The sequence below is a fragment of the Oceaniglobus indicus genome (assembly GCF_002751875.1).
GTDB classification, from domain to species: Bacteria; Pseudomonadota; Alphaproteobacteria; order Rhodobacterales; family Rhodobacteraceae; genus Oceaniglobus; species Oceaniglobus indicus.
In genome coordinates this window covers 194,078-211,682 of the sequence record NZ_NMZM01000003.1, presented here as the reverse complement: position 1 = coordinate 211,682, position 17,605 = coordinate 194,078, and the positions used below count along the sequence as shown (strand labels likewise).

The window sequence follows — 17,605 nt, the reverse complement described above, 5'->3', positions numbered from 1 at the left end:
GTTGGCCAAGTTCAAAAGGGGAACAAGAGCGCATTCGGCGGAGGCCCTTGGACGGACCGCGATCCCTCACGCCGCTGCCGCCCCCAAGGGTTGCATCTATCAGAACGGGGTGGGATACGCGGCGCCACTGTCGGGATCGCGTTCACAGACTGTTTCCCGATCGTTTGGCCTGTTGCAAAGGCCGAACCGCTTCTGCCACATTGTCGACACAAACGAAGGGGATGCCATAATGATCAAGACACGGGCCAAATATCATCTCGGCCAGGTCGTGCGTCATCGCAAACATCCGTTCCGGGGTGTCGTCTTCGATGTCGATCCGACCTTTGCCAATACCGATGAATGGTATCATGCCATCCCCGAGGACAGCCGCCCGGCAAAGGATCAGCCGTATTATCATCTGCTGGCCGAAAACGATCAGAGCTATTACGTGGCCTATGTGTCTGAGCAGAACCTGATCGCCGATTATTCAGGCAAACCGGTGGATCATCCCGATCTGCCCGACCTGTTTGGCGACTTCCACGACGGATCGTATCCTCTGGAATTCCAGATGAACTGATCCCGGGCGCTTTCAGGACGGATCGGTCGGTTCGACCGGCGCCCCGCTGTCGCGCCAGCCCTTGAAGCCGCCTTCCAGTTCGGCAACCTTTTCGAACCCCATTTCCATCAATGTCACTGTCGACAGCGCCGAGCGTGCCGCCGCGGCGCAGAACAGGATCAGCGTCTTGTCGGTGGCCAGCACCGGCCGGTGATAGGGGCTGGCCGGATCGAACCAGAATTCCAGCATGCCGCGCGGCACGTGGATCGCGCCGGGCACCCGACCGTCGCGCGCCAGTTCGCGCGGATCGCGGATGTCGATCATCACGGCTTCGCCGGCTTCCACCCGGGCACGGGCGTCGGAAATCGACAGGGTCGTGATGCGGCGTTTGGCGTCGGCCACCATTTCCGAGACGGGTTTGATCGGCATTCAGCAGCGCTCCCTTTCAGTATCCCAATGCGCAGCCGTCCTTGCGGGGGTCCGAGGCCCCCTCGAGGACGCCGCTGTCGTGAATGCGGATCGCCTGGGCGCCGCCGATCGGAACATCCGGGGTGGAAACCCTGTGCCCGCGACCGGCCAGATCGGCGCGCACGGCGTCGGAATATCCGCGCTCGACCTTCAGGTCGCCGTTGTCGGAAAAGCAGCGTGGCAGATCGATGGCGGTCTGCGGATCCATGCCGAAATCGGTCACGTTGGACAGGAACCGGGCGTGGCCCTTGGGTTGATACCCGCCCCCCATGACACCGAACGGCATGGTGACGCGACCATCCTGCTTCAGCATCGCCGGGATGATCGTATGCATCGGCCGCTTGCCACCTGCCGCTTCGTTCGGGTGACCCTGCTCGAGGGTAAATCCGGCGCCACGGTTCTGGAACAGGATGCCGAACCTGTCCGACGCCAAGCCGGCGCCGAAGCTGTGGAAGATCGAATAGATCAGCGAAACCGACATGCGGTCGCGGTCGACCACGGTGATATAGACGGTATCCTTGTGCACCGCTTCGGACGTGGCGGCAGGCGTGTCCATCGCGCGTTTGGGGTCGATCAGCGCCGCCAGGCGCTCGGCGGTTTCGGGGGCCAGCATGTGCGCCAGTCGCGTCATGTGATCGGCGTCGGCCAGGAAGCGGTTACGCGCGTCATAGGCCAGCTTGCCGGCCTCGGCTTCGACATGGGCGCGGTCGGCGCCGGCGGGATCCATCGACGCCAGGTCGAAATGCGACAGGATGTTGGTCATCAGGATCGCCGTGGCGCCATGGCCGTTCGGCGGATGCTCGACCAGATCGACGCCGTTGTAGGTGCCGCTGATCGGGTCGGTGTAATCGCACGCGGTGGCGGCGAAATCGTCCAGGGTGTGGGTGCCGCCCATGGCGTTCAGGCTTGCCACCATGTCTTCTGCGACTTCGCCTTCGTAAAAGCCCGCGCGCCCTTCCATGGCGATGCGGCGCAGCACCTCGGCCTGTTTCGGGGCGCGGAACATCTGGCCGGGCACGGGCGCCTTGCCGTTCAACAGATAGGTGTCGCGCGCGGCGCCCTGCACCCGGTGTTCGGCGATCTTCCAGTCGAAGGCCGTGCGCGGCGCCACCGGCACGCCCGCTTCGGCGTAATGGATCGCCGGGGCAAGCGCGGCGGCAAGGCCCAGTTTTCCGTAATCCTTCGACAGGCGGCAAAAGGCATCGATGGCGCCGGGCAGGGTGACCGATTCGACCCCGTCCAACGGCACGGTGGACAACCCCCGATCGCGCAGGGCAGCGGCCGATAGGCCGGCGGGCGCGCGCCCCGATCCGTTCAGCCCGATCACATCGTCGCCGCCCGGCGGTGATATCAGGACGAAACAATCGCCGCCGATCCCGGTCATCTGCGGCTCGCAAATGCCCAGGACCACGGCCCCCGCGATGGCGGCGTCGACGGCGTTGCCGCCGGCCTCCATCATCTGCACGGCGATCTTGGCCGCCAAAGGGTGAGAGGTGGCGCAGACGCCGTTCTCGGCGAAAACCGCTGAACGGCCGGGCAGGTGAAAGTCGCGCATGAAATCGGTTCCTCGGTCCCAGTGTAGCGGCCAGACTAGGGCGGCGAAACGCAATTGCAATGGCGTTCTGGGGCGAGGGGTGACTGGTATGCGGTCCGGTCTTGCGAAGGCAAAGCCCCGGCGTCGGGCACTGGTGGGGGCTTGTTACACGCGACGCCGGGAGAAGCTTGAGCAGCTACACCTGTGGTATCGCCGATCATTGGGGCGCGGTTACGAAAGGATTGCGGCTGTTTTCGGGCAATGGGGAAAATTGCGAGTGATGCAGCCTTTCGCGCCGCGGGCGCGCCAGGGCAGACCGGGACACTTGTCTGCCAAGGTGCAGGGCGCGTCAGTTCTTGCGCAACACCTGAGCCGTCTCGATCCGGAAGGTCAGCATGTTGCGGTTGCCGTCACGCATATAGTTCAATTCACGCGACAGATGGTGTATCAGATACCAGCCAAAGCCGCCCTCGGGCTGGTCTTTCGTCGCGCAATGCGATTCGGGCAGCGGGCCGGGGGGCAGGTGCATTCCCGGCATCGGATCACCCCGATCGACGACACGACAGCGCAATCCGCTTGTGTTCTGACTGAGGTGCAGTTCGATCAACCCCTGTGGTTCGTCGCGATAGGCATGTTTCGAGACGTTGTTCAGAACCTCGGCCAGCACCAATTCGATGGTCGAGCGATCGTCGTCGGACAGATGCATGGCGCCAAGGCCCGCCATCGTGTTCTGCAGGGCTGCACGCACGTTCATCTTGTCACAGGGAAAGACCAGACGCAGTTCGACGGATTTCTGGTGTGCAGGGGGCGATGTTTCGGCCCGACCGGTCCTGCCGCGGATCGTTCGGTCAGCACGCATGGGCCGACCTTGTGGTATCAAGGGGTGGGTTGCCGCGGGTTTCGCGCGCGCTTGCGATATCGTCGTGGATGACGAAGATGCTGTCCATCCGCGTCAGGCGGAACACCTTCTGGACGGCCGGGTTCAGCCCCGCCAGTTCCAGCCGCCGTCGGCTGCCCAGCTGTTTCATCGCACCGATAACCGCGCCGAGGCCGCTGCTGTCGAGAAACCGCACATGCCCGAGATCCAGCACCACGCGCGCCGGTGCGTCCTGCGTCAGGTCGCGCATCCGTTCCTTGAAATCCAATGCAACGGCTGCATCGACCCGATCCTCGCCCACCGTCACGATAAGAAGGTCGCCGTCAATTTCTGTGTTCAGTTGCATCCCAATGTTCCTTTCGGCACGTTGGAACACGCTAGCCGATCAATCCTTACCATCCGGTAAGCGCGACGCGGCGATCCGAACAAACTGGACAAACTGTCATGCGGGCCAATTATCCCGAACTCGCCAAGACCATTGCAAGCCTGACCGAGGGCGAAACCGATGCCGTTGCCCTGATGGCGACGATCGCATGCGAGGTGCACCATGCCGATGACGGCTTTCACTGGACGGGTTTCTACCGTGTCACGGGGCCCGAGACCCTGAAGATCGGGCCGTATCAGGGGGGTCACGGGTGCCTTGTCATTCCGTTTTCGCGGGGGGTTTGTGGCGCGGCGGCGCGCACGGGGGAAATTCAGCGTGTCGCGGACGTCAACGCTTTCGCGGGACATATCGCATGCGCCGCGACGACGCGATCCGAACTGGTGATACCCGTGCATGATGGCCGCGGCAGGTTGATCGCCGTCTTCGATATCGACAGCGATCTTCCCGATTATTTCAGCGCGGCGGACGCCGAGATGTTGCAGAGCATCCTGGACGCGACCTTTGCGCAGGTCGCGTCCTAGGGCGCGGCGCCGATCAGTCGGTGGACCAGCCGGATACGGCCTTGATCTCCATGAACTCGGCCAGGCCATAGGCCCCGCCCTCGCGGCCGTTGCCCGACTGCTTGTAGCCGCCGAACGGGGCGCCGGCGCCGCGTGACTTGCCGTTCATCTCGACCATGCCGGACCGCAGTTGGCGCGCGATGCGGTTGCGACGCGCGCCGTCTTCGGTCTGGACATAGTTGGTCAGACCATAGGGCGTGTCGTTGGCGATCTCTACGGCCTCCTCTTCGGTGTCGAAGGGGATGATCGACAGGACCGGGCCGAAGATTTCCTCGCGGGCGATGGTCATGTCGTTGTTGACGTCGGCGAACACGGTCGGGCGCACGAAATAACCCCGGTTGGTGTGTTCGGGACGGCCCGTGCCACCGGCGACCAGGCGCGCACCCTCGTCGATGCCCTTCTGGATCAGATCCTGCACCTTGTCCCACTGCTGCTGGCTGACCAGCGGGCCGATGTGCGATCCCTTTTCGGAAGCCGGCCCGACCGCCGTATCATTGGCCACCCGGGCGGCGGTTTCCACAGCCTTGTCATACACCGAACGCTCGACCAGCATCCGGGTCGGCGCGTTGCAGGACTGGCCGGTGTTGTTGAAGCAATGGGCGGCACCCCGCGCCACGGCCTTGTCGTCGGCATCGGCGAAGATGATGTTGGCCCCCTTGCCGCCCAGTTCCAGGTGGACGCGCTTGAGCGTGTCGGCCGCGGCCTTGGAGATGGCGATGCCGGCCCGGGTCGAGCCGGTGAACGAGATCATGTCGACGTCGGGATGGGTCGAAAGCTGGGTGCCGACGCCTGCGCCGTCGCCCTGCACCATGTTGAACACGCCCTTGGGGAAGCCCGCCGCCTCGACGATCTCGGTAAAGACGATCGACGACAGCGGCGCGATTTCGGACGGCTTCAGCACCATGGTGCACCCGGCGGCCATGGCGGCCACGGCCTTGAGCGTGACCTGGTTCATCGGCCAGTTCCAGGGCGTGATCATGCCGACGACGCCGATCGGCTCCATCAGGATGCGGTCGTTCGGGGCATGATCACCCAGCATCCGGTCGAATTCGAATTCGTCCATCGCCTTGAGGAAGTTCTGGGTGTGGAAGGTTCCGGCGCCGACCTGTGCGGCGCTGGCCATGTCGATGGGAGCGCCCATCTCGGTGCTGATCGCCTGGGCCATGTCGGGGGCGCGGTCCTGATAGATCTTCAGGAGCTTCTCGATCAGGGCGCGGCGTTCGGCGGGCGGTGTCGCGGCCCAGCCGGCAAATGCGGCGCGGGCGGCGGCGACGGCGGCATCGGTGTCGGCCTGATCGCCGAGCGCGATGGTCGTCACGACCTCTTCGTTCGAGGGGTTCAGCACCTCAAGCGTGCGGTCGCTTTTCGGCGCCACCCAGGCGCCATCGATGAAGAATTGCTGATCGTGTGACATGAAGTTTCCTCTCGCATACGGGCATACCGCGTTCCGTTGATATGAAAGCCCTGGAACAGGTGTTCGCAAGGTGTGATCGTGAAAGAACGGCCGTTCTTTGTTGTCGGGGGGCTGTTTTTCCCGGCCCGGCCCGCACCTATCTTTCACCTTGGACCCGAAAACAGGAGTTATCCATGGCCCTTCGCATCAATGACACCGCCCCCGACTTCACCGCCGACACCACCGAAGGCGAGATCCGCTTTCACGACTGGATCGGTGACGGCTATGCGATCCTGTTCAGCCATCCCAAGGATTTCACGCCGGTCTGCACCACGGAATTGGGCATGATGGCGGGCATGGCGGACGAGTTCGCCAAGCGGAACGCCAAGATCATTGGCATTTCGGTCGATTCGATCGAGGATCATCACAAGTGGAAGGCCGACATCACCGCCTATACCGGCAACGAGGTGTCCTATCCGATGATCGGCGATCCCGAGATGAAGGTGGCCAAGTTGTATGACATGCTGCCGGCCGAAAGCTCGGGCGTGCCCGGAGAGCGGACCCCGGCGGACAACCAGACGGTGCGCACGGTCTTCGTGATCGGCCCCGACAAGAAGGTGAAGCTGTCGCTGACCTATCCCATGACGACCGGGCGCAATTTCGACGAGATCCTGCGCGCGTTGGATTCGATCCGGCTGACGGCCGAGCACAAGGTGGCGACACCCGCAGGCTGGAACCAGGGCGACGACGTGATCCTCACGGCCGGGGTGTCGGATGAAGAGGCGAACGAGAAGTTCGGCGGATTTGAAAAGAAGCTGCCGTACCTGCGGACGACCAGGCAGCCGGGATAAGGCACTGTCGGGCGGGGTGACCGCGCGTTCCGCGACGCCCACCCGCCCGCCCCCGGACTCGCCCGCCGCAGGGCTTGGCGCTTGTGATCACCAGTGGTGCCGGGCTTTCCGAGACGTCAGCGCCGGTTCGCTCAGACGGGCGCTCTGGCTTGCCGTCGCCGGTGGCGGATTGGTTGCCCGGTGACAGACCCGGCGCGTGTGCGCTAAAGTCTAGTATCGGCGCAGGGTCTGACCGATCTGCAACTTGGGTTCGAGTTCGATCCGTTGACCGGTTTCGGTCAATTCGCCCGACGTGCGCTCGGCGACGATGCGGGCGGCGGCGCGTCCGATTTCGCGACGCTCGGCGTCCATCGTTGCCAGCTTGATCGGCAGGCCGTCCAGAAACTCGACCCCGTTGAAGGCGGCCATGCCCAGTTGTCCCGGCACGTCGATGCCTTTCTCAAGGCACCACAGCAATCCTCCGGCGCCGATCATATCGTTGGAATAATAGAGGAAATCGAGGTTCGGATCGCGTTCCAGGATCGCCTGCGTCATCTCGCGCCCCTTTAGAAGCGCCGAGCCGCCGGAATAGAACTCCTGTTCGACAACCTCGAGGCCGGTCTTGGCCAAGGCTTCGGTGAAGCCTTCAAAGCGTTTGCGCGCCCGGTGATCCAGCGGCATCTTGGTGCCGAGAAAGCCGATCCTCTCATACCCCTGCTTGACGATGGCACGCGCCATTTCGCGTCCAGCCCGACGATGCGAGATGCCGACGACGGCATCCACGGCCTCGCCGTCGACATCCATGATCTCGACCACGGGAATGGCACTGGCGCGCAGCATGGCGCGCGCCGCGTCGGAATGTTCGAGGCCGGCGATGATCACGCCCGACGGCCGCCACGAGAGCATCTCGTACAGAACGGCCTCTTCGCGTTCCGGGCGATAGTTGGTGATGCCGACCACCGGTTGCAGCGAGGTCTTCTCCAACACCTCGCTGATGCCGGTCATCACCTCGGGGAACACCATGTTCGACATCGACGGAATGATGACCGCAACAAGGTTCACGCGTGACGAGGCCAGCGCGCCGGCGATCTTGTTGGGCACGTATCCCAATTGTTTGGCGGCCAGAAGCACCTTGTCGCGAGTCTTCTTGCTGACGTCGCCGCGGTTGCGCAACACGCGGCTGACGGTCATTTCGCTGACGCCCGACACCTCCGACACATCGCGCAGGGTCAGGTGGCGTCGTGGCGGGGCAGGGGGCGTTTCACGCACGGGGTGTCCTTTGCTGTCCATGGGACTAAAACCGAAATGGCGGGCGGGGCCAAGCGCTTTGCGGTGCCATGGAATGTCGATGGAGGACGCGATGAAGATCCTGATGATCGGGCACGGTGCGATCGGGCGCCATGTCGGGGCCGCCCTGAAGGGACATGTCGCCCAGGTGCTGTGCCGACCGGGGCGCGAGGCGGCGGCGCGTGCCGATGTCGGTGCGCCGCAGGCGATGTCGACGTTTGATCCCCAATCGGGGACGATCGACCTTGCGATCGAATGCGCCGGCCATGGAGCGTTGCTGCAGCATGGTCCGCCCATCCTGGCGGCGGGGATCGATCTGATCGCGGTGTCGGCCGGTGCGCTGGCCGATCCATCCGCCGAGGCCGCCCTGCGCGAGGCCGCGCGGCAGGGCGGCGGCCGCTTGCACCTGGCCAGCGGAGCGGCCGGTGCGTTCGATGCCCTGCGCGCGGCCCGCGAGGGCGGCCTGGACGACGTCCTGTATCGCGGGCGCAAGCCACCGGCAGGCTGGAAGGGATCGCCGGCGGAAAGCGAGCTGAACCTTGATGCGTTGCGCATGCCGACGGTGCATTTCAGCGGATCGGCGCGGATGGCGGCCCGCCTGTATCCGCAGAACGCCAATGTCGCCGCCGGCATCGCACTGGCCGGCATCGGGTTGGACCGCACGCGTGTCGAACTGGTTGCGGACCCGTCCCTGACCCGCAATGTGCACGAGATTTCCTTTCGCGGTGCCTTTGGGTCGGCGACGTTCGAAATCCAGGGAAACGCGATCCCGGGCGCGCCCAAATCATCGGCATTGACCGCGATGAGCCTGATTGCCGAAGTCCGCGGCCGGATGCCGTCGGGATGACCCGCCGGCGGTCGCGGCGCGTCCGGTTCCGCTTGGCCGGATGACGGTATCTTGGTGACCCCGGCGTGATTCGAACACGCGGCCTACGGTTTAGGAAACCGTTGCTCTATCCAGCTGAGCTACGGGGCCGTTCAAGACCGCTCCTGCGAACGGTTTGGCCCCCGTCCTAGCCGCTCGCGGATCAGGAAATCAAGACGCAATCACGCCATAGGGTCGCGCGCCGTGCGACGATGCCGAGCGCGCAGCGCCGTGAAACACTACGCTGGGTGCACTGGTCCGCAGTTCAAGATCCGACACCCGTGCCAGATTGTTGCCACCGCACAAGCCATCAAGCTGATACGCCACGCGTTCCCACCAACCCGGGTGTCTGCGTCGTCCGGATGGCCATGTTACACGCGTCAATTCAAGGGCGCATGCTTGTATGTGGAGGGTAAGAGTTTATCCGGTACGATACCATCTCGAGCGGATAAGTGGCAGCCCGTAGGGGAATCGAACCCCTCTTTCCAGGTTGAAAACCTGGCGTCCTAACCGATAGACGAACGGGCCACTCTCTGTGGCCGGTGTCTAGGCAAAGTGGCTGGGCGTGGCAAGAGCAATTCTTGTCTTTTCGGGACGTTTTTTTCGTCGGCCCTCACGTCAGGGCGGCGTCATCGAGGCGGAGCTGGACGCGGGTGCGGCCGTTCCATTGGTTCAGTTCCAGCCGGCCGGCAAGGTGGAACCGCCCGCCGCGTCCGGCTTCGATTGCCGGGCCGAGGGGGCCGTCGTAGGCGCTGAAGGCGATGGCGTCCAGGCGCGGTCCCATGCCGTCGGAAAAGCTCAGCTTGAGGTGGCTCTCGCCGACGCGGCGGGCCGAGTGAATCGCGCAATCGGGAAAGGCAAAGCGGGGGGCGGGCGCACCCATGCCGAAGGGGCCGGCCTGTTCGATCAGGGCGACCAGCTCGGGCGTGGCGGCGCCGGGCATCAGCACCCCGTCAAGGTGCAGGCTGCGCACGCCGCCCGCCCCGGCCCCCTGGCGCTCCAGCAGTTCGGACAGCCTTGCCATGGCGGCATCAAGCCGTGACTGATCCACCGTCAGACCAGCGGCCATGCGGTGACCGCCGCCCTTCAACAACAGCCCTTCCGCCGCCACCTTGTGAATGGCCGCGCCAAGGTCGATGCCCGACACCGACCGGGCCGAGCCCTTGCCAATGCCGTTTTCCAGGCCGATCACGACCGCAGGACGGTTCGTCGCCTCTTTCAGGCGGGCGGCGACGATTCCGACGACCCCGGGATGCCAGCCTTCGCCGGCGGCCCAGACCAGCGGGCCGTCAACGCCGCGCGTTTCGGCCTGAGCCATGGCGGCGGCGCGCACCGCGGATTCGATATCGCGGCGTTCGGTGTTCAGCTGGTCCAGCCGTTCGGCCATGGCGCGGGCCTCGTGCGGATCGTCGCACGACAGCAGCCGCGCGCCAAGGTCGGCGGCACCGATTCGCCCGCCGGCATTCACCCGTGGCCCCAGCAGGAACCCCAGGTGATAGGATGTCGGCGCCGTGTCCATGCGCGCCACATCGGCCAGGGCGGCCAGGCCGGGGCGCGCCCGCCGTGCCATGATGGTCAGCCCCTGACGCACCAGCGCGCGGTTGACGCCGATCAGCGGCGCCACGTCGGCCACCGTGGCCAGTGCCACGAGGTCCAGCATCGCCATCAGGTCGGGCCCCGTGATGCCGTCCGCGCGCAGGCGGCGGTTGGCCTCGACCAGCATCAGGAAAACGACGCCCGCCGCACAGAGATGGCCCAGATCGCCGGATTCATCCTGCCGGTTCGGATTGACCACCGCGGCGCAGGCGGGCAGGGTTTCACCGCCAAGGTGGTGATCCAGAATGATCACGTCCGCCCCCTTGGCGGCGGCGACGGGGCCGTGGGACAGGGTGCCGCAGTCGACGCAGACGATCAGGTCGTGATGTGCCGCAAGGTCGGCCATGGCGGCATCGTTCGGGCCGTATCCTTCGTCGATCCGGTCGGGGATATACAGGGTCGCCTGCCGCCCCATATCGCGCAGCCAACAGATCAACAGGGCGGCCGAGGCGCCTCCGTCGACGTCGTAATCCGCGAAGATCGCGATCTTCTCACGGTCCTTGACGGCGGCCAGGAACCGCGTCGCCGCCGATGCCATGTCGCGCAGCGTCAGCGGATCGGGCAGCAGGTCGCGCAACGCGGGGGCCAGAAAGCCGGGCACCTCGGGGGTCGTCACCGCACGCCGGGCCAGAACCGCCGCCAGCGCGGGCGGCACGCCGGCCTCCTGCACAAGGGCCTGGGCGTGACGGTCTTCATCGACCGTCGGACCCTGCCAGATGCGTCCGGAGATCGAGCCGGAAACGCCAAGAAATGCGGGACTGGAATGGTCGCGGGGCATGTTATCCACATGTTGGGTCGGGGTGGCGTTTCGCTACCACATCTCAGGGCCGTGGGCCAGTGCGCGGCGCACGGCATCCCGGCTGTGCGCGGCCGTGAACGATTCGTCCAGCCGGTGACGCGCTGCAAAGGCCGGCATCTGCGCCGATTCACCGCAGATCCGTTCGCGCGAGTTGCGATCCCGGTCAAACGTGCCGCACTTGTTCCCTTCGGCCCGGCGCGCTAAGCCCGCGGAACACAGGAACGAGGGTGCCATGGCGGACAAATACGCAGAACAGGAGCGCGAGAAATCGCGCCGGGTGGGTGCTTTGGGTCAGCTTTGGCCGTTCCTGCACCCCTATCGCCTGCTTTTGCTGCTGGCGCTGGGATCGCTGATCCTGACCGCCTGTGTGTCGCTGATCCTGCCGCTGGCCGTGCGCCGGGTGGTGGACGGGTTCGACACCTCGGCTGTTCGCCTGCTGGATCAGTATTTCTTCGCGGCGCTGGCGATTGCCGGGCTTTTGGCCGTCGGCACGGGGATGCGGTATTACTTCGTCACGCGGCTGGGGGAACGGGTGGTTGCCGATATCCGCAAGGCGGTGTTCGACCGCGTCATCTCGATGAGTCCCGCGTTCTATGAACGGATCATGACCGGCGAGGTGCTGAGCCGGATCACCACCGACACCACGCTGATCCTGTCGGTCATCGGCTCGTCCGTGTCGATCGCGTTGCGCAACCTGCTGATCCTGATCGGTGGTCTGGTAATGCTGTTCATCACGTCGCTGAAGCTGACGTTGATGGTCATGCTGATCGTTCCGGCGGTCATCATCCCGATCATCGTGCTGGGCCGGCGGCTGCGTGTGCTGAGCCGGGAAAACCAGGACTGGATCGCGGCATCGTCGGGATCGGCGTCCGAGATCCTGCTGTCGGTGCAGACCGTCCAGGCGTTTACCCATGAACGCATGAGCAGCCGGGCGTTTTCGGACGTGACCGAGAAAAGCTTTGACGCCGCGCGCCGCCGGATCGGCACGCGCGCCATCATGACGGTGATCGTGATCGCGCTGATCTTTTCGGGGATCGTCGGCGTCCTGTGGATGGGTGCGCGCGATGTGCGGGCCGACTTGATGACGGTGGGCGAGCTGGTTCAATTCGTCATCTACGCGGTGATGGTTGCGGGCGGTGTCGCGGCACTGTCGGAAATCTGGGGCGAATTGCAGCGCGCGGCGGGCGCCACCGAACGGCTGGTCGAACTGCTGGATACGCTGGACAGCGTCAGCGACCCCGAAACGCCAAAGGCGCTGCCGGTGCCGGTGAAGGGCGCGATCAGCTTCGATGACATCGTGTTCCATTACCCGGCGCGTCCCGACGCGCCTGCGCTGAACGGTGTGTCGCTCGAGGTGACACCGGGCGAAACCGTCGCGCTGGTCGGCCCGTCCGGCGCCGGCAAGACGACGATCATCCAGTTGCTGCTGCGGTTCTATGACCCGGATGGCGGCGCGATCCGGCTGGACGGCATCGACCTGCGCGACATGGAGCGCGCGACGTTCCGCGCGCACATGGCGCTGGTGCCCCAGGATCCGGTGATCTTTGCCGCCTCGGCGCGCGAGAACATCCGGTTCGGCCGTCCCGATGCCACCGACGACGAGGTCGAGGAAGCCGCGCGCACCGCCGCGGCGCATGACTTCCTGACGCTGTTGCCCGAAGGTTATGACACCTATGTCGGCGAACGCGGCGTGATGCTGTCGGGCGGCCAGAAGCAAAGGATCGCCATCGCCCGCGCCATCCTGCGCGACGCGCCCGTGCTGTTGCTGGACGAGGCGACCAGCGCGCTGGATGCCGAATCCGAACGCGCGGTGCAGGCCGCCGTCGACAAGCTGAGCGAAGGTCGCACGACGCTGGTCGTGGCACACCGTCTGTCGACCGTGAAAAAGGCCGACCGCATCGTGGTGCTGGAAGACGGCGCCATCGTCGCAAGCGGCACCCATGACGCCCTGGTGGCCGAGGGTGGACTTTATGCGCGGCTGGCCCGGTTGCAGTTCACCGACGGTCTGGCGGCCGAATGACCGGACGGCAGGCGCGGCGTGACGTCGCGTCTGTCACATCGCGCGCCTTGCGATACGTGCGATTTGTGAGCATCCTGCCCGGATAACGATGCGCCGGCGCGAACGCCGGTCAAGGGAAGGAGACCGCGCCATGCGCCAGTTTGCCGGATTCGAGGACCGCAAAGCCATCGAAGACGAGATGCCGTGGAGCGCGCGCGACCTGCCCACCACCATGCACGACTTCATGGCCGATGTCGCGGGCCGGCACGGGGCGCGTCCGGCGATCACCTTTCAGTTGCAGTCGGGGTTCAAGGATCCGGCAAAGACCCTGACGTGGTCCGATCTGCACGGGCAGACCACGCAGGCGGCGAACCTGTTTCGGGAACTCGGCGTGGGGCAGGGCGATGTCGTGGCCTTCGTTCTGCCGAACTGCCTCGAGATCGCGACGTGCCTGATCGGCGGTGCCATCGCGGGCATCGCCAACCCGATCAACCCGCTGTTGGACGCCGAACAGATTGCCGCCATCCTGCGCGAGACGAAAGCCAAGGTCTTGGTGACGCTGAAGGCGTTCCCAAAGACCGACGTGGCGCAGAAGGTGGCCGAGGCGGCGCGGCTGGCGCCGAACGTGCAGACCATCCTCGAGGTCGATCTGAACCGCTATCTGACCCCGCCCAAACGCTGGATCGTGCCGCTGATCCGGCCGAAGAACCCGGTTGCCCACAAGGCCCGCGTGATGGATTTCGCGGCCGAAGTCGCGAAACGTCGCGCCGACGCGCTGACCTTCGAGGACCCCAAGGAGGATCGCGTCGCCGCCTATTTCCACACCGGCGGCACCACCGGGATGCCGAAAGTGGCGCAGCACACGATTTCGGGCATGGTCTATAATGGCTGGCTGGGCGAACGGTTGCTGTTCTCCGAAACCGACAACGTGATCTGCCCGCTGCCGCTGTTCCATGTCTTTGCCTGCCATGTGATCCTGATGGCGATGATCCGGTCGGGCGGGCACGTGGTGTTCCCGACGCCGCAGGGCTATCGCGGCGAGGGCGTGTTCGACAACTTCTGGAAGCTGATCGAACGCTGGAAGATCACCTTTGTCATTGCGGTTCCGACCGCGATTTCGGCGCTGATGCAACGTCCGGTGGATGCCGATGTCTCGACCATCCAGCAGGCGTTTTCCGGTTCTGCGCCGTTGCCGGTCGAACTTTACAAGCGGTTCGAAAAGGCGACAGGCGTGGCGATCTGCGAGGGGTATGGCCTGACCGAGGCGACCTGTCTCGTGTCGATCAACCCGGTGCACGGCGTCAAGAAGGTCGGCTCGGTCGGCATCCCGTTTCCTTATACCGAGGTCAAGATCCTGCGCCACACGCCCGATGGCGTGGTCGAATGCCCGACCGACAGCGTGGGCGAGATCTGTGTCGCCAACCCCGGTGTCTTCGTCGGATCGACCTATACCGAGAGCGACAAGAACCACGAACTGTTCCACCAGGACCGGTTTCTGCGCACCGGCGATCTGGGGCGCATCGACGAGGACGGCTATATCTGGATCACTGGCCGCGCCAAGGATCTGATCATCCGTGGCGGCCACAACATCGACCCCGCCGAGATCGAAGAGGCCTTGGCCGGCCACGAGGCCGTGGCGATGGTCGGCGCCATCGGCCAGCCCGACGCCCATTCCGGCGAACTGCCCTGTGCCTATGTCGAACTGGTGGCCGGTTCCGATTGCACGGTCGAAACCCTGATGCAGCATGCGCGCGACCATATCCACGAACGCGCCGCGGTGCCGAAGTACATCGAAATCCTGGACGAACTGCCCAAGACCGCGGTGGGCAAGGTGTTCAAGCCCGGCCTGCGCCGCCTTGCCATCACCCGGGTGTTCGATGCGGCGCTGGACAAGGCAGGATCGAAGGTGCGCGTCGCCGAAGTGGTCGAGGACAAGCGCCGCGGCCTCGTGGCAAGGCTGTCCGGCCGCACGGGCGCCGACGAAGAGCTTGTCCAGCGCATCCTGGGGGAATTCACGACGCCTTGGGACTGGGCCTAGCGCGCGAGCGCCCAACCTTCGCGGGTCAGCCACTCGGTCACGGCCGGACGCACCGATTGCGCCCCCGAAGCGAAGCCGTCGTCGATCACCGCCTTCACCTCGTTCAGGTCGACCCGACGCAACAGCGATTTGACCGGGCCGATCGACGCGGGACGCATCGACAGCGTTCTCAGCCCCATGGCGGCGAAACACATCGCCTCGACCGGGCGGCCCGCGTCTTCGCCACAAAAACTCAGCGGTGTGCCGACTTCGGCGCAGCGGTCGATGATATGGGCGATGATTCCCAAAAAACTGACGTTCAGCGTGTCATACCGGCGGCGCACCCGTTCGTTTTCGCGGTCGGCGGCAAAGAAGAACTGCTTCAGGTCATTGCCACCGATCGAAATGAAATCGGCCATCTCGAAGAACTGGCGCGGTGCAAAGGCCAGGCTGGGCGTTTCCAGCATCGAACCGATCTTCCACGACGATGGCAGGACATGGCCCAGCTTGTCCTCGCGTTCCAGCTCGCGCAGCATGAAGTCGCGCGCGGCGCGAAACTCGTCGAACTGGGCGACGAAGGGAAACATCACCGACAACGGCCGCCCGGCGGCAGCGCGGATCAGCGCCTGAAGCTGCATCCGCATCATGCCGGGCATGTCCAGTCCGACCCGGATCGCCCGCCATCCCAGGGCGGGGTTCGGCTCGTCCTGGGGTTTCATGTAGGGCAGCACCTTGTCCGACCCGATATCGAGGGTGCGGAAAATCACCTCGCGCCCCTTGGCGGCGTCGAGGACGCGGGAATAGAGCGCGGCCAATTCGCCGCGCCGGGGAATATGGCTTCGGATCAGGAACTGCAACTCGGTGCGGAACAGGCCGACGCCTTCCGCGCCGGACCCTTCCATCGATGGCAGGTCGGCCATAAGCCCGGCGTTCATGGTCAGCCGGATGGTGGTGCCGCATTTTGCCTGGGCGGGCTGGTTGCGCAGCGATGCATACCGCTCCTGCGCATCGGTCTGCATCGCCAGCTTGTCGCGAAACGCCTTCAGGACATTGTCTTCGGGGCGCAGATGCACGATGCCCTGGTCGCCGTCCACCAGGATCCGGTCGCCGTTCAGGGCATCGGCGGTGATCCGTTCGGCCTGGATGACCAGCGGAATTGCCAGTGCCCGCGCCACGACGGCGGCGTGCGATCCCACCGATCCCTGTTCCAGAACGACCCCGCGCAGCGCCCGCCCGTATTCCAGCAATTCGCCGGGGCCGATGTTGCGGGCCACCAGGATCGGATCGTCCGGCATGGCCGCGCCGGTTTCGTTGCCCTGACCGGTCAGGATTCGCAGCAGGCGGTTCGACAGATCGTCTAGGTCGTGCAGGCGTTCGCGCAGATAGGCGTCGGGCACACCGCGCAGGCGGGCGCGGGCGTCGGATTGTTCCTTTTCCACCGCGGCCTCGGCGGACAGACCGCGCGCGATGTCCTCTTCCATCCGGCGCAGCCAGCCGCGGGAATTGGCGAACATCCGATAGGTTTCCATCACCTGGCGGCTGTCCTTGTCCACCCCCATGGCGACGCTCAGCATGTCATCGACCGACAGGCGCAGGGTGTCCACCGCTTCGCGCAGGCGTTCGGTCTCGCGCACCGGATCGTCGGCGATGGGGTTGGTGATGACGACACGCGGCTCGTGCAGGAAGACGTGCCCGATGGCGGTGCCTTCCTGGCCGACGGTGCCACGGAACATCTCGGGGTTCTTGTGGCGGGCCGACAGGGCCGCGCCGTCACCGACGAACACGCCCAGTTCCGTCATCTCGGCCAGAACCATGGCGACAACTTCCAGGGCATAGACCTCGTCGTCGGAATAGCGGCGGGCATCCTTGCTTTGCACGACGAGGACACCCAGCCGTTCGCCCAGCCGTTGGATCGGCACGCCCAGGAACGACGAATAGATCTCTTCGCCGGTTTCGGGCATGAACCGGAATCCGGGCTCCTGTGGCGCATTCGCCGATTTGACCGGCCGTCCCGTGCGGGCCGCCCGCCCGACCAGGCCTTCGCCCAGGCGCATCCGGGTCTTGTGCACCGCCTCGCGCTTCAGGCCCTGCGTCGCGCACAACTCAAGCGTGTCGGCGTCGCGAAACAGGTAGATGGAACAGACTTCGGTATTCATCGAGGTCGCAGTGAGATGCGTTATGCGGTCCAGCCGCTCCTGGCCCGCACCTTCCTCGGCCAGCGCCTCGCGCAGGCGGCCGAGAAGTTTGCGGCTTTCGCTTTCGGTGCTTTCGTCCATCAGCTGCGAAGTCTCCGTCATGGGCGCATATGCGTTATACACGAGTGACGCGCCAGGGGAACAATCGCCTGTCATCCGGGGCCGGGCGATCGGCGAGGACAGGGTGTCGCGGTTGGTTGCGCGCCGATCACGGGCGGGGGTGGTATCCGCGAATACATCCTGGGGTGGAACCGACGCGTCGCGT

General features: G+C 65.2%; 14 protein-coding genes and 2 tRNA genes. 6 read left to right on the top strand and 10 right to left on the bottom strand.

What is annotated here, in order from left to right:
• The first annotated feature begins 229 nt into the window (after positions 1-229).
• Complete coding sequence (hspQ, locus tag CFP68_RS06070; protein WP_099825779.1) at positions 230-556, top strand: heat shock protein HspQ; 327 nt, start codon at positions 230-232, stop codon at positions 554-556.
• Between the two features lie 12 nt (positions 557-568).
• Here hspQ and CFP68_RS06065 read toward each other — a convergent pair whose 3' ends face one another.
• The 4 genes from CFP68_RS06065 to CFP68_RS06050 form a co-directional block, all read right to left on the bottom strand.
• The gene (locus CFP68_RS06065; protein WP_099825777.1) at positions 569-964 is read right to left on the bottom strand and encodes a rhodanese-like domain-containing protein; all 396 of its coding nucleotides are present in this window, start codon (positions 962-964) and stop codon (positions 569-571) included.
• A gap of 16 nt (positions 965-980) precedes the next feature.
• Positions 981-2,558, bottom strand: a complete 1,578-nt coding sequence (locus tag CFP68_RS06060; RefSeq protein ID WP_099825772.1) for a gamma-glutamyltransferase family protein — start codon at positions 2,556-2,558, stop codon at positions 981-983.
• A 328-nt stretch (positions 2,559-2,886) separates the two neighbouring features.
• The gene (locus CFP68_RS06055; RefSeq protein WP_099825768.1) at positions 2,887-3,396 is read right to left on the bottom strand and encodes an ATP-binding protein; all 510 of its coding nucleotides are present in this window, start codon (positions 3,394-3,396) and stop codon (positions 2,887-2,889) included.
• Complete coding sequence (locus tag CFP68_RS06050; RefSeq protein ID WP_099825766.1) at positions 3,386-3,760, bottom strand: STAS domain-containing protein; 375 nt, start codon at positions 3,758-3,760, stop codon at positions 3,386-3,388. The genes CFP68_RS06055 and CFP68_RS06050 overlap by 11 nt, the downstream gene beginning before the upstream one ends.
• 98 nt (positions 3,761-3,858) lie before the next feature.
• Here CFP68_RS06050 and CFP68_RS06045 point away from each other — a divergent pair, with 98 nt between their 5' ends.
• A complete protein-coding gene (locus CFP68_RS06045; protein ID WP_099825763.1) occupies positions 3,859-4,320 on the top strand; it encodes a GAF domain-containing protein in 462 nt (153 codons plus the stop codon).
• Between the two features lie 13 nt (positions 4,321-4,333).
• Here CFP68_RS06045 and CFP68_RS06040 read toward each other — a convergent pair whose 3' ends face one another.
• Positions 4,334-5,773, bottom strand: coding sequence for an aldehyde dehydrogenase family protein (locus tag CFP68_RS06040; RefSeq protein ID WP_099825760.1), 1,440 nt, complete (start codon positions 5,771-5,773; stop codon positions 4,334-4,336).
• Between the two features lie 173 nt (positions 5,774-5,946).
• Between CFP68_RS06040 and CFP68_RS06035 the strand changes: the two genes are divergently transcribed.
• Positions 5,947-6,603 carry a peroxiredoxin gene (locus tag CFP68_RS06035; protein WP_099825758.1) on the top strand — a complete coding sequence of 219 codons (657 nt, stop codon included), beginning with the start codon at positions 5,947-5,949 and terminating at the stop codon, positions 6,601-6,603.
• Positions 6,604-6,813: 210 nt separating this feature from the next.
• Here CFP68_RS06035 and CFP68_RS06030 read toward each other — a convergent pair whose 3' ends face one another.
• Positions 6,814-7,851 carry a LacI family DNA-binding transcriptional regulator gene (locus tag CFP68_RS06030; RefSeq protein WP_241523977.1) on the bottom strand — a complete coding sequence of 346 codons (1,038 nt, stop codon included), beginning with the start codon at positions 7,849-7,851 and terminating at the stop codon, positions 6,814-6,816.
• 79 nt (positions 7,852-7,930) lie between these two features.
• Here CFP68_RS06030 and CFP68_RS06025 point away from each other — a divergent pair, with 79 nt between their 5' ends.
• Complete coding sequence (locus CFP68_RS06025) at positions 7,931-8,716, top strand: aspartate dehydrogenase (protein WP_241523976.1); 786 nt, start codon at positions 7,931-7,933, stop codon at positions 8,714-8,716.
• A 52-nt stretch (positions 8,717-8,768) separates the two neighbouring features.
• Here CFP68_RS06025 and CFP68_RS06020 read toward each other — a convergent pair.
• From CFP68_RS06020 to recJ, 3 genes are all read right to left on the bottom strand, one after another.
• A tRNA-Arg gene (locus CFP68_RS06020) sits at positions 8,769-8,845 on the bottom strand.
• A 342-nt stretch (positions 8,846-9,187) separates the two neighbouring features.
• Positions 9,188-9,262 (bottom strand) — tRNA-Glu (locus CFP68_RS06015).
• Positions 9,263-9,347: 85 nt separating this feature from the next.
• Positions 9,348-11,108 (bottom strand): single-stranded-DNA-specific exonuclease RecJ, encoded by a 1,761-nt coding sequence (recJ, locus tag CFP68_RS06010; RefSeq protein WP_099825753.1) that lies wholly within the window; start codon positions 11,106-11,108, stop codon positions 9,348-9,350.
• 253 nt (positions 11,109-11,361) lie between these two features.
• Here recJ and CFP68_RS06000 point away from each other — a divergent pair, with 253 nt between their 5' ends.
• Positions 11,362-13,149 (top strand): ABC transporter transmembrane domain-containing protein, encoded by a 1,788-nt coding sequence (locus CFP68_RS06000; protein ID WP_099825748.1) that lies wholly within the window; start codon positions 11,362-11,364, stop codon positions 13,147-13,149.
• A gap of 130 nt (positions 13,150-13,279) precedes the next feature.
• A complete protein-coding gene (locus CFP68_RS05995) occupies positions 13,280-15,166 on the top strand; it encodes an acyl-CoA synthetase (RefSeq protein ID WP_099826210.1) in 1,887 nt (628 codons plus the stop codon).
• Here the strand turns inward: CFP68_RS05995 and ptsP are convergent.
• On the bottom strand, positions 15,163-17,421 hold the full coding sequence (gene ptsP / locus CFP68_RS05990) for a phosphoenolpyruvate--protein phosphotransferase (RefSeq protein ID WP_099826209.1): 2,259 nt from the start codon (positions 17,419-17,421) through the stop codon (positions 15,163-15,165). The genes CFP68_RS05995 and ptsP overlap by 4 nt on opposite strands.
• Positions 17,422-17,605 lie beyond the last annotated feature (184 nt).

Bases quoted from the DNA above. Each gene is read 5' to 3' on its own strand.
- hspQ (WP_099825779.1), top strand. From the start codon at position 230: ATGATCAAGACACGGGCCAAATATCATCTCGGCCAGGTCGTGCGTCAT.
- CFP68_RS06065 (WP_099825777.1), bottom strand. From the start codon at position 964: ATGCCGATCAAACCCGTCTCGGAAATGGTGGCCGACGCCAAACGCCGC.
- CFP68_RS06060 (WP_099825772.1), bottom strand. From the start codon at position 2,558: ATGCGCGACTTTCACCTGCCCGGCCGTTCAGCGGTTTTCGCCGAGAAC.
- CFP68_RS06055 (WP_099825768.1), bottom strand. From the start codon at position 3,396: ATGCGTGCTGACCGAACGATCCGCGGCAGGACCGGTCGGGCCGAAACA.
- CFP68_RS06050 (WP_099825766.1), bottom strand. From the start codon at position 3,760: ATGCAACTGAACACAGAAATTGACGGCGACCTTCTTATCGTGACGGTG.
- CFP68_RS06045 (WP_099825763.1), top strand. From the start codon at position 3,859: ATGCGGGCCAATTATCCCGAACTCGCCAAGACCATTGCAAGCCTGACC.
- CFP68_RS06040 (WP_099825760.1), bottom strand. From the start codon at position 5,773: ATGTCACACGATCAGCAATTCTTCATCGATGGCGCCTGGGTGGCGCCG.
- CFP68_RS06035 (WP_099825758.1), top strand. From the start codon at position 5,947: ATGGCCCTTCGCATCAATGACACCGCCCCCGACTTCACCGCCGACACC.
- CFP68_RS06025 (WP_241523976.1), top strand. From the start codon at position 7,931: ATGGAGGACGCGATGAAGATCCTGATGATCGGGCACGGTGCGATCGGG.
- recJ (WP_099825753.1), bottom strand. From the start codon at position 11,108: ATGCCCCGCGACCATTCCAGTCCCGCATTTCTTGGCGTTTCCGGCTCG.
- CFP68_RS06000 (WP_099825748.1), top strand. From the start codon at position 11,362: ATGGCGGACAAATACGCAGAACAGGAGCGCGAGAAATCGCGCCGGGTG.
- CFP68_RS05995 (WP_099826210.1), top strand. From the start codon at position 13,280: ATGCGCCAGTTTGCCGGATTCGAGGACCGCAAAGCCATCGAAGACGAG.
- ptsP (WP_099826209.1), bottom strand. From the start codon at position 17,421: ATGGACGAAAGCACCGAAAGCGAAAGCCGCAAACTTCTCGGCCGCCTG.